The organism is Mesorhizobium sp. CO1-1-8 (assembly GCF_020164875.1).
GTDB lineage: Bacteria > Pseudomonadota > Alphaproteobacteria > Rhizobiales > Rhizobiaceae > Mesorhizobium.
On sequence record NZ_JAIUGZ010000002.1, the window covers coordinates 344604 to 358245 of the forward strand.

At 62.1% G+C, this 13642-nt stretch carries 15 protein-coding genes; 10 read left to right on the plus strand and 5 right to left on the minus strand.

Annotated elements, in window-relative coordinates:
• Positions 1 to 43 precede the first annotated feature (43 nt).
• From LB558_RS04990 to LB558_RS05010, 5 genes are all read left to right on the plus strand, one after another.
• Positions 44 to 652, plus strand: coding sequence for a cupin domain-containing protein (locus LB558_RS04990; RefSeq protein ID WP_224696501.1), 609 nt, complete (start codon positions 44 to 46; stop codon positions 650 to 652).
• Positions 642 to 1727, plus strand: a complete 1086-nt coding sequence (locus tag LB558_RS04995; RefSeq protein WP_224696502.1) for an ABC transporter ATP-binding protein — start codon at positions 642 to 644, stop codon at positions 1725 to 1727. Before LB558_RS04990 ends, LB558_RS04995 begins: the two co-directional genes overlap by 11 nt.
• Positions 1728 to 2001: 274 nt before the next feature.
• Positions 2002 to 2625: a 2'-5' RNA ligase family protein gene (locus LB558_RS05000; RefSeq protein ID WP_224696503.1), complete on the plus strand. Its 624-nt coding sequence runs from the start codon at positions 2002 to 2004 to the stop codon at positions 2623 to 2625.
• 126 nt (positions 2626 to 2751) lie between these two features.
• The gene (locus tag LB558_RS05005; RefSeq protein WP_127261632.1) at positions 2752 to 3105 is read left to right on the plus strand and encodes a nuclear transport factor 2 family protein; all 354 of its coding nucleotides are present in this window, start codon (positions 2752 to 2754) and stop codon (positions 3103 to 3105) included.
• Between the two features lie 172 nt (positions 3106 to 3277).
• The gene (locus LB558_RS05010; RefSeq protein ID WP_224696504.1) at positions 3278 to 3625 is read left to right on the plus strand and encodes an ArsC family reductase; all 348 of its coding nucleotides are present in this window, start codon (positions 3278 to 3280) and stop codon (positions 3623 to 3625) included.
• A 100-nt stretch (positions 3626 to 3725) separates the two neighbouring features.
• Here LB558_RS05010 and LB558_RS05015 read toward each other — a convergent pair whose 3' ends face one another.
• Genes LB558_RS05015 through LB558_RS05025 form a run of 3 tightly spaced genes read right to left on the minus strand, consistent with a single transcriptional unit; the run spans position 3726 to position 6347 of the window.
• Positions 3726 to 4082: a DUF488 domain-containing protein gene (locus LB558_RS05015; RefSeq protein WP_224696505.1), complete on the minus strand. Its 357-nt coding sequence runs from the start codon at positions 4080 to 4082 to the stop codon at positions 3726 to 3728.
• Positions 4083 to 4101: 19 nt separating this feature from the next.
• Entirely contained in the window at positions 4102 to 5358 is a 1257-nt protein-coding gene (locus LB558_RS05020) for an aminopeptidase (RefSeq protein ID WP_224696506.1), read from the minus strand.
• Positions 5355 to 6347: a LysR substrate-binding domain-containing protein gene (locus LB558_RS05025; protein ID WP_224696507.1), complete on the minus strand. Its 993-nt coding sequence runs from the start codon at positions 6345 to 6347 to the stop codon at positions 5355 to 5357. The genes LB558_RS05020 and LB558_RS05025 overlap by 4 nt, the downstream gene beginning before the upstream one ends.
• Before the next feature lie 95 nt (positions 6348 to 6442).
• Here LB558_RS05025 and LB558_RS05030 point away from each other — a divergent pair, with 95 nt between their 5' ends.
• The 3 genes from LB558_RS05030 (at position 6443) to sbmA (ending at position 9321) form a co-directional block, all read left to right on the plus strand.
• Complete coding sequence (locus LB558_RS05030; RefSeq protein ID WP_224696508.1) at positions 6443 to 6667, plus strand: hypothetical protein; 225 nt, start codon at positions 6443 to 6445, stop codon at positions 6665 to 6667.
• Positions 6668 to 6782: 115 nt separating this feature from the next.
• A complete protein-coding gene (locus LB558_RS05035; protein WP_224696509.1) occupies positions 6783 to 7943 on the plus strand; it encodes a YbfB/YjiJ family MFS transporter in 1161 nt (386 codons plus the stop codon).
• Positions 7944 to 8058: 115 nt separating this feature from the next.
• Positions 8059 to 9321 (plus strand): peptide antibiotic transporter SbmA, encoded by a 1263-nt coding sequence (sbmA, locus tag LB558_RS05040; RefSeq protein ID WP_224696510.1) that lies wholly within the window; start codon positions 8059 to 8061, stop codon positions 9319 to 9321.
• Positions 9322 to 9349: 28 nt separating this feature from the next.
• Here the strand turns inward: sbmA and LB558_RS05045 are convergent, their stop codons facing one another.
• Positions 9350 to 10348: a polysaccharide deacetylase family protein gene (locus LB558_RS05045; RefSeq protein WP_224696746.1), complete on the minus strand. Its 999-nt coding sequence runs from the start codon at positions 10346 to 10348 to the stop codon at positions 9350 to 9352.
• A 213-nt stretch (positions 10349 to 10561) separates the two neighbouring features.
• Between LB558_RS05045 and LB558_RS05050 the strand changes: the two genes are divergently transcribed.
• Together LB558_RS05050 and der are read left to right on the plus strand one after the other, a co-directional pair.
• A complete protein-coding gene (locus LB558_RS05050; protein WP_023808683.1) occupies positions 10562 to 11227 on the plus strand; it encodes a tetratricopeptide repeat protein in 666 nt (221 codons plus the stop codon).
• Positions 11224 to 12660, plus strand: a complete 1437-nt coding sequence (der, locus tag LB558_RS05055; protein WP_224696511.1) for a ribosome biogenesis GTPase Der — start codon at positions 11224 to 11226, stop codon at positions 12658 to 12660. Before LB558_RS05050 ends, der begins: the two co-directional genes overlap by 4 nt.
• 27 nt (positions 12661 to 12687) lie before the next feature.
• Here the strand turns inward: der and LB558_RS05060 are convergent, their stop codons facing one another.
• A complete protein-coding gene (locus LB558_RS05060) occupies positions 12688 to 13611 on the minus strand; it encodes a LysR substrate-binding domain-containing protein (RefSeq protein WP_224696512.1) in 924 nt (307 codons plus the stop codon).
• Positions 13612 to 13642: the final 31 nt, after the last annotated feature.

The following is a 13642-nucleotide window of genomic DNA, read 5'->3' on the forward strand; positions in this document are numbered from 1 at the left end:
CTCACCCCACAAGGGGAGAAGGGAACAAGACGAGGACGAATGGATGGACATGCTGGACGAACCGGCTGGGAAGCCGAAGGACGATGCCGATGTGCGGGTCGGCCGGCGCGTGCGGGCGCTGCGTCTCGAGCGCAACCTGTCGCTGGCCGATCTTGCGGCAAAGGCCGGCGTGTCGATCGGGGCACTGAGCCAGATCGAGCGCGGCATGTCCTCGCTGCGCGTCAAGGTGATCTGGCCGCTCGCCGCTGCCCTCGACATCGAGCCGTCGGCGCTGATTGCCGACGGCAACGATGCGGCCAACGATCTCTATTGCGTGCGCGCCGACAAGCGGCGGCAAATCCCGGTCAAATCGGAAGGCATTGCCAAGGCGCTGCTGTCACCGCCGGGCGCGACGCTGACCGGCATGCTGGTGACGGTGGAAGCCAGCGGCGGCACGGCCGAGGCCTATGCGCATGCCGGCCATGAATTCGGCTTCGTGCTGACCGGGGAGGTCGAACTGGTGGTAGATTCGACAAAATACGTGCTGAAGGCTGGCGACAGTTTTGCGTTCAAGAGCACGCTTTTGCATGCCTTCCGCAATCCGGGCGCCGAGCGCTGCCAGATCCTCTGGGTCAACACCACGAAGCCCTCCGAGGTTCGCGATGGCGCCTGATCCACTCGTCCGGCTGCAGGCGGTCTCGAAGATTTTTCCTGGCGGCATCGTCGGGCTCGACGCCGTCGATCTTGACATTATCAGCGGCGAGTTCATCACGCTGCTCGGGCCGTCGGGTTGCGGCAAGACCACCAGCCTGCGCGTCATCGCCGGCTTCGAGAGCCCGTCGAGCGGCAAGGTGTTGCTCGACGGCCGCGACATCACCGTCCTTCGCCCCTTCGACCGGCCGGTCAACACCGTTTTCCAGGATTACGCGCTGTTTCCGCACATGAATGTTGCCGAAAATGTCGGCTTCGGCCCGTCGCTGCGCAAACTGTCTGGCGCCGAGCAGGCAAAGCGCACCGGCGAAGCCCTCGATATGGTCGGTCTTGCCGACAAGCTTGGCGCCCGCGTCTCCGAACTGTCGGGCGGCCAGCGCCAGCGTGTCGCGCTGGCGCGTGCCATCGTCTGCGAACCACGCGTGCTGCTGCTCGACGAGCCGCTGTCGGCGCTCGATGCGCATTTGCGCGAACAGATGCAGGTCGAACTGAAGCGGCTGCAGTCGCGGCTCGGCACCACCTTCGTCATGGTCACACACGACCAGACCGAAGCCTTGTCGATCTCCGACCGCATCGTCGTCATGAACAAGGGCCGCATCGAGCAGATCGCGCCGCCGGCCACCCTTTACGACCGGCCCGCCACGAAGTTTGTGGCGAGCTTCATCGGCACCATGAATCTCCTGCAATCTCGGTTTGTCGGCCGCGATGGCGATCGCCTGCGTTTCACCGCCGGCACCCTGCAGCTGGAGGCTATTTCTGAAACCGGCGAGGCGCCTGCCGAGGGCGCCTCCCGCACCATCGGCGTGCGTCCGGAGGATCTGCTGGCGATGACCGAGGCCGCGCCCGGCACCGCGCCGGCACGCGTCAACAGCATCGTCTTTCACGGCCGCACGCTGCGCCTGCATGCCGAACTCGGGCAGGGCGCACCTGTTGTCATCGATGCGCCGCGCCAGGCTGAGGGTTTTCAATTCAGCGCCGGAGACGTGGCGCATATCAGCCTGCGCCGTGGCGCCAACTGCCCGGTGCTGCCAGGCTAGTTTTGTCGACGTTAAATAGCCGGAGCACACGTTCGCGCCGCGCGGTGGCTACAAGCTGTCTGTCAACGGCCGGGGGTATGCCGACTGATTTTCGGGGAGGTCAAGGGCATCGGCTACGGCGCAGGGTTCGCCCCCTGCTCGAAAAGCTTCCTCTACCGTTAAATTTGCAGGCGCTGATGCGGAAACCATTAGCGCCGGTTTTGTTTTCACTTGATTTGTTCGCTTTTTGTTCTAGATTTCTCGGCTTGATACAATCTGCCGGACGAGATCGGTTGTGAGTGGGCAATTTTCATACGGAACCGCGAAGAACGGTCAGACCTTTTTCCAATTTGAAGGACAGAACCCGATCCGGGAGCCGCATCTGTTCTACGGATTTCTCGTTGAAGACCCGGTCAATGCCATGCTGCGGCGCAGGGCTGAGCACTACAATCAGGAACTGAGATTGCGGGGATGGCTGACGCCAACCGATCAAATGCATATGTCCCTGATCGGCCTTGGCGACGGCAAACAGAAGCGTGTGGTGGAGATCGCCCGCCAAGTCGGCTTGCTGATCCAGGCCACACCATTCGATGTTTGCTTCGACCGGCTGTCGGCTTTCGGCGGCGGGGCGCTGGTGCTTCGCAGCAGCGACCATTCGCCGACTTTGCAAGCCTTCTGGCGCAAGCTCTCTGCCGTGATTGACGACAGCCCGCTAAAGCCATTCATCACGACCTCGCTGGAGCCACATGTCACGCTGCTTCGCGACAGGAGGGGCGTTCCGAAAGTGCGGGAACAGATTGTTGAGCCGATATCCTGGACAGTGCGGAGTTTTTCGCTGATCCGCAGCCACCAGGGTGAATACAAATGTCCGGCGACCTGGCAATTGACCGGTCAGGACGATTCCCTAGCCGTCATGTGAGAAATCGTCGTCACATAGCCGCTATATCAGTCGTCCTGACACGGCTTGTCAGCTGTAGTGCCGGCAAGGGTGGCGGGCCGGTAAGCGCTTCCCTATTTGCAATGCGTCTGAACAGGAGGAACACAAATGACCATCGCGGAAATTGCCAAGGATTTCACCGAACTGCTCAAGCAGGGCGATAACGAAGCTGCTGCCGAGAAGTACAACGCCGATGACATCGTCAGTCTCGAAGCCATGGCGGGGCCGATGGCCATCTCCCATGGCAAGGAGGCTCTCAGACAGAAGGGCCAGTGGTGGCAGGAGAACAATGAAGTGCATGGCGGGTCGGTCGAGGGTCCCTATGTCAACGGCGACCAGTTCGCGGTGCGCTTCAAGTTCGACATAACGCCCAAGGCCACCGGCGAGCGTGTCACCATGGATGAAGTTGGCCTCTACACGGTCAAGAACGGCAAGATCACCGAAGAGCGCTTCTACTATTGAGGCTGCCGCCGGCTTCCGGCTCACGTCGCTGCTGCATGATCTGGAAATTAGACGGCCAGGACATTGTCCTGGCCGTCGTGTGACACGGAGATATGGCAACGGCTCTGGCAAAGCGGGAAGGGCGGTTTTAGTCTGTGGAACGGATTCGACAGTCAGCCAAGGAAGCGCGCTTTTGACGATCACCATGTACGGCATCACCACCTGCGACACGGTCAGGAAGGCGCGCGTCTGGCTGGAGGGCCATGACATAGCCTACCGGTTTCACGATTTCAGGGTAGAGGGACTGGACGCGAAGCGGCTCGATGGCTGGGCGGGCAAGGTCGGCTGGGAAAAGCTGCTCAACAAGGGTAGCACCACGTTCCGCGAACTGGCCGACAAGGACAAGCAGAGCCTGGACGAGAAGAAGGCCAAGGCGCTGATGCTGGGCAAACCGACCATGATCAAGCGGCCGGTTCTGGAGGTTGGCGACCGGGTTCTGGTTGGATTCAAGGCTGATGTTTATGAGGCGGCGGTGAGGTAGCGTAGCGAGACGGCGACGCTGCCAATCTCCCCCGTAAGGGGGGGCGATCGGACGTCGCCGCGGCTTTCGCCAATCTCCAGCGCAGGAAGGCAAGTGCCCCTTAACCCGTTTTGGAAAGATACCCCGCCAGCGCCACCGCATTGTTGTGCGCCTCGTCATGCGCGCCGTAGAGCAGCGTCACTCGACCCTTGCCGAGGAGGGCGCGCAGTTCTGCCACGGCCTCGCCATTCCCATCCAGCTCAACCCGATACCGCTTCTGAAACTCCGCCCAGCGCGCCGGCTCGTGGCCGAACCATTTTCGCAGCTCGTCGCTCGGCGCGATATCCTTCAACCACAGCGTCAGTGCGGCGCCTTCCTTGCTGACGCCGCGGGGCCAGATGCGGTCGACCAGCACCCGCTGCCCGTCGTCGGAAGCGGGTGGCTCGTAGATGCGCTTGACCGCCAGGTCGAAGGTCATCGGCCCCTCCGCAAGCGGCTCAGGCCCACTCGCCCTTGCGCATGACGGGCACGCGGGCGCCGTCCTTGTGGACACCGTCGATGTCGATCTTGTCCGAACCGATCATCCAGTCGATGTGGATGAAGCTCTTGTTGCCGCCGCGCGCCGCGATCTCGTCCTGGCTAAGCGAGGCGCCGTCGACGAAGCACTTCGAATAGCATTGGCCGAGCGCGATGTGGCAGGCGGCGTTCTCGTCGAACAGCGTGTTGAAGAACAACAGCCCGCTCGCCGAGATTGGCGAGGAATGCGGCACCAGCGCCACCTCGCCGAGGCGGCGCGCGCCCTCATCGGTGTCGAGCACTTTCTTCAGCACGTCCTCGCCCTTCGAGGCCTTGGCCTCGACAATCCTGCCCGCTTCGAAACGAACCGAGATCTCGTCGATCAGCGTGCCCTGGTAGGACAGCGGCTTGGTCGAGGAGACATGGCCCTCGACGCGCCTTGCATGCGGCGTGGTGAAGACCTCTTCGGTCGGGATGTTGGGATTGCAGGTGATGCCGTTCTTGGCGGTCGAGGCGCCGCCCATCCATTCATGGCCGTCCGCCAGCCCAATCGTCAGGTCGGTGCCCGGTCCGGTAAAGTGGAGCGCATGAAAATTATGGCCGTTGAGCCATTCGGTGCGGCTGCGCAGCGCTGCATTGTGCGCCTTCCAGTTGCCGATAGGATCCTCCACATCGACCCGCGAGGCGGCGAAGATGGCATCGGCGAGCTTCACCACGGCAACGTCGTCGGGATCGCCGGGGAAGACCTGCCTGGCCCAGGCGAGGTCCGGATAGGCGACAATGTTCCAGTTGATGTCGAAGCCGGTGATCTTTTCCAGCGCCGGCTGGTAGGCCATCGAATTGGCCTTGTTGGCGCGCGCTACTTTCGCCGGATCCTGTGCGGAGAGCAGCGACGGATCCTCGCCGCGCACGGCAAGTCGCGCCGCATTGTTGGAGAAGGCTTTCGCCATGCCTTCGTAGAGCCAGCCGGCGGCGCGGTCGAAACTCGCATCGGCGCCGAAGCGGTAGCGCGCCAGCGTCATCTCGTCATCGTTGAAGATCGGCGTCACCAGCCCGGCGCCGGCCCTATAGGCATGCTCGACGATCCGTCTGGTCAGCGGCAGTGCCGCGATGGAGGATGTGAGCACCAGATCCTGTCCTGGCTGCAATTGCAGCCCGACCTTGATGGCGACTTCCGCCAGCCTGTCGAGCTTCACTGGGTCGATCGATGCGGAAACGCCGCGCGAATGTGTGGTCATGATCCTGCCTGCCGTAGTTTGATGTCCGACCTACCATAGAGCGGCGGCGCCGTGCTTTCCACCGCGATCGCGCCGGCGGGTTCTGGGTTTGCGGACCCGAACCGCGCCATGGTTGCCTCGATCTCTTCCCTGATCCAGACCTTGAAATCCCGGACCTTGCGGCTTTCGGCCTTGGCGGACGAGGTCACCAGCCAATAGCCGAGCCCGCTCTGGGCGCGGATCCCGAAAGGCGCCACCAGCCGCCCGTCGGCCAGCGCATCGGCGGCGAGCAGTTGCCAGCCCAGCATCACGCCATGGCCGGCAATCGCCGATTCCAGGCACAGCATCGGGTCGGTGAAACGCGCGCCCTTGAGGAAGGTGACAGGTGGAACACCGGCCGTCTCGAACCAGCTTTCCCAGTTGATCATTGCCCGCTCGTCGGTGATCGCGCAGGTCTGGGCAAGATCCTCGATCGATTTCAGTTTTTGGCCGATCGCCGGCGAACAGACCGGGAAGACTTCCTGCGCCAAAAGCAGTTCCGTGCGCCCGCCCGGCCATTTGCCGTCGCCAAGCCGGATGGCGATGTCTATGTCCGAGTGATCGAGATTGGCCAGCCGCACCGAAGCGTCGATGCGCAGCAGTACATTGGGATACCGGTCGAAGTGGCGCGACAGTCGCGGCAAAAGCCATTTCGACGCAAAGGCCGGCGCCACCGAAACCACCAATGTGCACTGCGTCGCCTCGTCGGCCAGCGCCACGGCATGGGCAAGCTCGCGGAAGCCAGCGCCGAGGCGGGCCGCGAAGACGGCGCCGAATTCGGTCAGCACGAGACCGCTTGCCGTTCGCTCGAACAGCGCCTGGCCGAGCTGTTTTTCGGTGCGGCTGATCTGCTGGCTGACGGCGCTGACGGAAACGTTGAGCTCTCCGGCGGCCGCCGCCAGCGATCCGAGTCGGGCAACGGTTTCGACGGCGCGAAGGCCGTTGAGATGGACGCGGTTGAGCATAGCCATTTGAGTTTTTCTAAACCGATCCGGCCGAAATCTCAATTGAAAGCGATGTCGAAACGGCAGACTTTATCAGGGGAGACAGGCTTGTGGAGCCGGAAATGCTGAGGATCTTGTCGTCGTCGCTGAAGGTCTTTTTCGCCAGTACGCCATATAAGCCGCGCCGGGAGAGCGAGGCGCAGAGGTGGCTGACCGATCCGCTTTCGCATCCCGTGCTGAACACCATGTCGGAGCGCGAACTCGGCGACGTGCCGTTCAGGCTGACGGCACGGCGGACAGTGCACGAGATGGGCCCATTGCATGCGGGTTTTGGCGGACGCTGCTGAGCGGACGACGCGCCTCCCGATTTAAGCGCAGGTCCAGGTGATCACGGCGCCCGCGACGGTCTGGCCCAACAAAGGCGGATTGTTTCCCCGGCTCGCGCACCTATTGTGCACTGCAATGACATCCGTCGCCTCAACAGCGCTGCGTTTCGCTTTCGCCGGCATGATTGCCATGGCTGTTGCCATGGGCATCGGACGCTTCGTCTACACACCGATCCTGCCCGGCATGATGCAGGAACTGCATCTGTCGCCGGCCGATGCCGGATGGATCGCCTCCGCCAACTATCTCGGCTATCTCATTGGCGCGTTGGCGGCGGCGGGCGGCTGGGCGCATGGGCGCGAGCGCCTGCTGATGCTGGCGGGGCTTGGCGCCAGTGCGGTCCTTGCCGCGCTGATGGGGCTGACCGATGCGATGGCGGCCTTTCTCGCCATCCGCTTTCTGGCCGGTCTGGCCAGCGCCTTCGTCATGGTTTTCATGGCCAGCATCGTGTTCAGCCATATCGCGGCTGCCGGTCGCAACGACCTGCAGGCCTGGCATTTCGGCGGCGTCGGGCTCGGCATCGCGGCATCGGCGGCGATGATGGCGGTGCTGGTCGCCGAGCATTCGGGCTGGGCGGCAGGCTGGCTGTGGTCGGCGGCGATTTCGGCCTGCGGTTTCGTCCTCGTGGCTCTGTTGGTCAACGAGGGTCCGCTCGGCAACGGCGAAGTCGCCCGCGAGCCGGCACTGCGGATGGACCGGTCGTTGGCCAAGGTCATCATCGCCTACGGCCTGTTCGGCTTTGGCTATGTGGTGACGGCGACATTCCTGGTCGCGATCGTCCGGCAAGGCGGCGGCAGCCGCGTCTTCGAAGCCATGGTGTGGATGGTCGCCGGTCTTGCGGGCCTTCCCTCGGTCTGGCTCTGGCAGAAGATCGCCGCGCGGACCGGCCTCTATGCCGCCTATGCGCTGGCGTGCTTCATCGAAGTTGCCGGCGTCACCGCCAGCGTCGCCATCGGCGGCGCCACCGGGCCGCTGCTTGCCGGCGTGCTGCTCGGCGGCACCTTCATTGCCATCACCGCATTTGGCCTGCAGGCCGCCCGGCAGCAGGCGCCAAGCGCGCCGCGCCGGATCTTTGCCTTGATGACGGCTGCGTTCGGCCTTGGCCAGATCATCGGGCCGGTCGCCGCCGGATTTCTGGCGCAGATGTCGGGCGATTTCTTCCTCGCCTCGATCACCGCCGCAATCGTGCTGGTCGTCTCCGCCGCCATCACATGGTCGGCTGCGCCAAAATCGCCATGATTGTGGGCTTGCTCGATGCGAGGCATCGGGCACGGGCATTTTCTTTCCCACTAATGTGTGACTTTATGCCCGCTGTCGTCAGCTGATTTGCGCCTAGATCGAGGAATTCGCCACAGTGTTCGTATCCTTTTTCCCGCAGCCGAAGCTCTTTTTCTCTTCGGCGGTCATCTGGAGCCTTGCGGCGGTCTTGTTCTGGTTCTTCGGCGGTGAACAAATCGGCGCTTTTGTCGGCTTACCACCCGATGCTCCCGATGTAGCAAAGATCGTTGGTGTGTCAGTTTTCTGGTCGAAGCCATTTCTTTGGTTCTACGTATATTTCGCCGTGGTAGTGATCGTTTTTTATGGTTTTTGGGCCTGGTATCGGCCTCATCCATGGCAAAACTGGTCCATTCTTGGATCGTCCTTAATTCTTTTTGTAATCTATTATCAGGTTCAGGTAAGCGTCGCTTTCAACGATTGGTATGGCCCGTTCTATGATTTGATCCAGAAGGCGCTTGGAACGCCATTTTCTACCACCCCATGGGATTTCTACTCGCAGCTTCTCACGATTACCTGGATAGCGCTTGTTGCGGTCACCGTAGGGGTTCTCAATAGGTTCTTCGTTAGCCATTGGATTTTCCGTTGGCGCACCGCGATGAATGATTACTACATGGCCAATTGGGGCAGATTGCGCCATATCGAAGGTGCATCGCAACGTGTCCAGGATGACACAATGCGGTTTTCCAATATGATGGAGGGTCTCGGAGTTAGCCTAGTGAGTTCGATCATGACGTTGATCGCATTCTTGCCGCTTCTCATGCATTTTTCTGCGGTTGTCACGGAACTCCCTATCGTAGGTGAGGTGCCGCACTCACTTGTGGTGGTCGCTATCCTATGGTCGATTTTCGGAACCACTTTCCTTTGGCTGGTTGGGATTAAGTTGCCGGGGCTCGAGTTTCGCAATCAGCGTGTCGAAGCTGCCTACCGCAAGGAACTTGTTTATGGCGAAGATGATGAAAATCGTGCGCAGCCGCAAACTGTTAGGGAGCTATTCGATAGCGTTCGAAAGAATTATTTCAGGCTATATTTTCATTATGTTTACTTTAACGTCGCCAGAATATTCTATTTGCAGATAGACAACATATTCCCATACATAGTTCTTGTCCCTACGATGGTGGCGGGGAAAATTAAGCTCGGGGCGCTTAACCAGATACTTAATTCGTTTGATCAGGTGCGTTCTTCGTTCCAGTATCTCGTTAATTCCTGGAGCGACATTGTCGTGCTGACGTCCATCTACAAACGTTTGCGCGCTTTTGAGGCGACTTTGGACGGCGAACCGCTTCCCAGCATAGATCGCCGCTTCATTGAGCGCCAAGCTCAACAGTCCGACCCAGCTTGATGGGGAGAGGAAAACCGCCGAGCGCGGCTCAGCCGCCGACCGAGACCTGCTTCTGGGAAACATCCTGGCGCGAAACATAGTCGCGAAAACTGATGCATTCGACATCGGCCTTGACGCAGACCTCGCCGGCGAAGCGCTCAAGCGCGTTCCAGTAGGCGCCGTGATTCATCAGCGCGAAGTGGAAGCCGAGTTCCAGCGGAATGCGTTTTCCCGCATACTGCCTGTCGAAGGCGGCGCGAAAGGCGTCATAAGTCCGGTTGGCGAACTCGTCCGCTTGGCTTGGCCGCTCGAAGCCGCCGGAATGTCTGACATAGAGATTGTAGTCCATGGCGATCACCGGCCGCGACTTCGGTCCCTCGGGGATCTGCGGGAGCGAAAAGTGCATGATGCCGTTGCTGGCCGCCGGTCGGGCAGGACCCTGCGAGACGCCGCTGGCGTCGAATTGATAGCCGGCGGCCGGCAGCGCCTCGTAAAGCGCCTTGCCAGTCGACAGATACGGCGCGCGAAAACCGACAACCGCATGCCGCGCGAAATCGCGCCAGCCTTCGGGTTCGGGCGCGATGCCGTTGATCGCATAGGCGTTCTCGAGAATGTACTCGAACGAACCGAACTCTTTCAGCCAGTCGGCCTTGCTCCAGTCCTTGCCATCGAAATGGCCGCAGCCATGGCTGGCGATGTCGTGGCCTTCATGCGCGGCAAGCCCGATCTGTTCGAGCCGCTCGGTGACTTCCTGTTTCGAGGCGGCAAAGCCGATATTGGATTTGCCGGCGCTTTTGCCGGGTGCGGTGTATTCCTTGCGTGTTTCCGGCGACAGCAGGAAGACACAGGACAGAAAATAGGTGAAATGCGCGCCGGTGCGCTGAGCCAATGCCCGGCTGCGCTTCCACTGCGAAATATCGCGCGCGCTGTCGAATGAGATGATGACGACCTGTTTCGGCTTTGCCGGCGCCGGCGGATCGGCCAAAGCCCCACCGGCAGTGGCGAGTGCGGCAAGCGAAAACGCAACAACGCGGAACGGACGAAGCATAGGCAATCTGATCTTCACTCAGGGAACGTCTGCAGACCGCTTATCGCCTAAATGTGGCGTGGGTGCGATTGGGCTTTTCGGCTGCTTGTCCGGGGCAAACATCCGTTTGCCCCGGACAATAGGCGATTTTCCGGTTGAACCCCTTCCATGCCGGCAGAATTTCGCTAAAACGCGGGCTGACAAAGCCCGACCGGGCAGGAATGGTTTGATTTGATGTCCGACGACAGTTTTATCCGTGAAGTCAATGACGAGATCCGTCGCGAACAGGCGCAGGCGCTGTGGGACCGTTTTGGCCCAGCCCTGATTGTCGTTGCGATCCTCGTGGTGCTCGGCACCGCCGCCTTCGTCGGCTATCGCTATTGGGACGAGACGCGCGCCAACCGCTCCGGCGACGCGTTCTCGCAGGCGCTGAAGCTTGCCAATGACGGCAAGAACGATGAGGCGCTGACCGCGCTCGATCAGTTGGAGAAGGATGGCTACGGCGCCTATCCATTGCTCGCCCGCATGCGTGGCGCGACCGTCAAGGCGAACAAGGGTGACGTCCCCGCCGCCGTCAAGGATTTCGACGAAGTCGCCGCCGACACGGCCATTCCCCAGGGCATTCGCGACATGGCGCGCCTGCGGGCAGCCCTTCTGCTTGTCGACCATGGCTCCTTCGCCGATGTCTCCAGCCGTGTCGAAGCGCTGACATCCGACACCAACACGCTGCGCCACACCGCGCGCGAGGCACTTGGCCTTTCCGCGTGGAAGGAAGGCAAGACCCAGGATGCGCTGAAACTGTTCGACCAGATCGCCGCCGACGACGGCGCCCCGCGCAACACCCGCGAGCGCGCAACGTTGATGTCCGAGCTGATCCGCGGGTCGGGCAGTGCGTCGTGACCTTCAAAGTCGCCATCATCGGCAGACCTAACGTCGGCAAATCGACTCTTTTCAATCGGCTGGTGGGAAGGAAGCTGGCGCTTGTCGACGACACCCCGGGCGTTACCCGCGACCGTCGTGTCCATGCCGCCAAGCTTTACGACCTGCATTTCGACGTCATCGACACCGCCGGCTTCGAGGACGCTGGTGCCTCGACCTTGCCCGGCCGCATGCGTGCGCAGACCGAGATCGCCATCCGCGAGGCCGACCTGATCTTCTTCACCATCGACGCCAAGTCCGGCCTGTTGCCTGACGACAGGACCTTCGCCGAGATCGTGCGCAAGTCCGGCAAACCGGTGGTGCTGGTCGCCAACAAGGCCGAGGCGAAGGGCGCCCAGGGCGGCATGCTGGAAGCCTGGGAGCTCGGCCTTGGCGAGCCGATCCCGGTTTCGGCCGAACATGGCCAGGGCATGCCCGACCTGCGCGACGCCGTGATCGGCGCGCTCGGCGAAGCGCGCGCCTTCGGCGAAGAAGAAGATGGCGAAGACGAAGACGTCGCTGCCGGCGAGGTGCTGATCGGCGAGGATATCGCCGATCCGGATGCCGAGCACACCTATGACGACACCAAGCCGATGCGCATCGCCGTCGTCGGCCGTCCCAATGCCGGGAAGTCGACGCTGATCAACGCGCTGATCGGCGAAGAGCGGCTGCTCACCGGACCGGAAGCCGGCATCACCCGTGATTCGATCTCGGTCGATTGGGATTGGCATGGTCGCCGCCTGAAACTGTTCGACACAGCCGGCATGCGCCGCAAAGCCAGGATCCACGAAAAGCTGGAAGTGATGTCGGTGCAGGACGGCCTGCGCGCCATCCGCTTCGCCGAGATCGTTATCATCGTCCTCGACGCCACCATTCCCTTCGAGAAGCAGGATCTGCAGATCGCCGACCTGATCATCAGGGAAGGCCGGGCGCCGGTGATCGCCTTCAACAAATGGGATCTGATCGACCATCCCCAGGAGCTTCTTGCCGAACTGCGCGAGAAGACGGAACGGCTTCTTCCGCAGGCGCGCGGCCTCCAGGCCGTACCTGTCTCCGGCGAGACCGGGCGCGGCCTCGACAAGCTGATGGATGCCGTCATCAGGACGCACAAGGTGTGGAACAGCCGCGTCTCGACCGGCAAGCTCAACCGCTGGCTGGAAGGCATCCTGGCACACCATCCGCCGCCTGCCGTAGCCGGGCGCCGGCTGAAGGTCAAATACGTCACCCAGGCCAAGACCCGGCCGCCGGGTTTCATTGTCCAGTGCTCGCGGCCCGATGCGATGCCGCAATCCTATGTCCGCTATCTCTCCAACAGCCTGCGCGAAGCCTTCGACATGCCCGGCGTGCCGATCCGCATCGCGCTGCGCACCTCGGACAATCCGTTCGCCGGCCGGGCGAGCAAGAAACGCAGCTGATGGTCGGCGCCTGCTGGCGCTGCATGATCACGCCACATTGCGCAGGTCGCCGTCGCTGGCCCTGGCATTTTCAGGCAACGCTTGCCGCGCCGCGTCCAGCAATATGTCGGCGAGGCGGGCCGCCACCGGCTCGGCGTCGGCGTCCTTGCGATGCAGGAACAACGCCATTTTGGGCAGTGCCGGCAGCCCGGCGATCTCCGGCGTCATCGCGCTGACGCTGGCCGGCAGGCCGATGTCGGTGCGGATCGTCAGCCCCAGCCCCGCCGCCACGGCTGCCCAGATGCCGCCAAGGCTCGGGCTGGAGAAAGCCATCCGCCACGACAGCCCGGCGCGGTCCAGCGTTTCGGTTGCCACCGTGCGCAGAAGGCATGGCGCTTCGAGCGCCACCAGCGGCAGTGGCTCACCGTCGCGCAGGTTGGTCTCGATGCGCTTTGCCGGCCCGATCCAACGCATCGGCACATCGGCGACATGCTCGCTATAAGGCAGCGTTTCGCCGCAGTGCCAGGCGAGCGCGATGTCGAGGCTGCCTGACATGACCCTTTCGGCAAGGTCGTGGCTGCGTGCGATCCTGGCTTCGATCTTCACCTTGGGGTGTGCCCGAGCGAAGCGGCCGAGCACGTCCGGCAGCACCGCCTCGCCGAAATCTTCCTGCAAGCCGAGCCGTACCCAGCCTTCCAACTCGACATCGTGGATGGCGGAGGCCGCCTCGTCATTCAATTCGATCATCCGGCGCGCATAGCCGAGCATGGTCTCGCCGGCCTCGGTCAAAGCGAGGCCGCGTCCTGATTTGCGGAAGATCGGCGTCGCCGCCTGTTCTTCTAGTTTCTTCAATTGCGCACTGACCGCCGAAGTCGACCGGCCAAGCCGGTCAGCCGCCTTGGCAAAGCTGCCCAGTTCCATGCCGGTGACGAAACTGCGCAGGACGTCGAGGTCGAAAGTTACGCGCCGCATGTGTAAGTCCCGATTTTCAGGATTGTAAGTT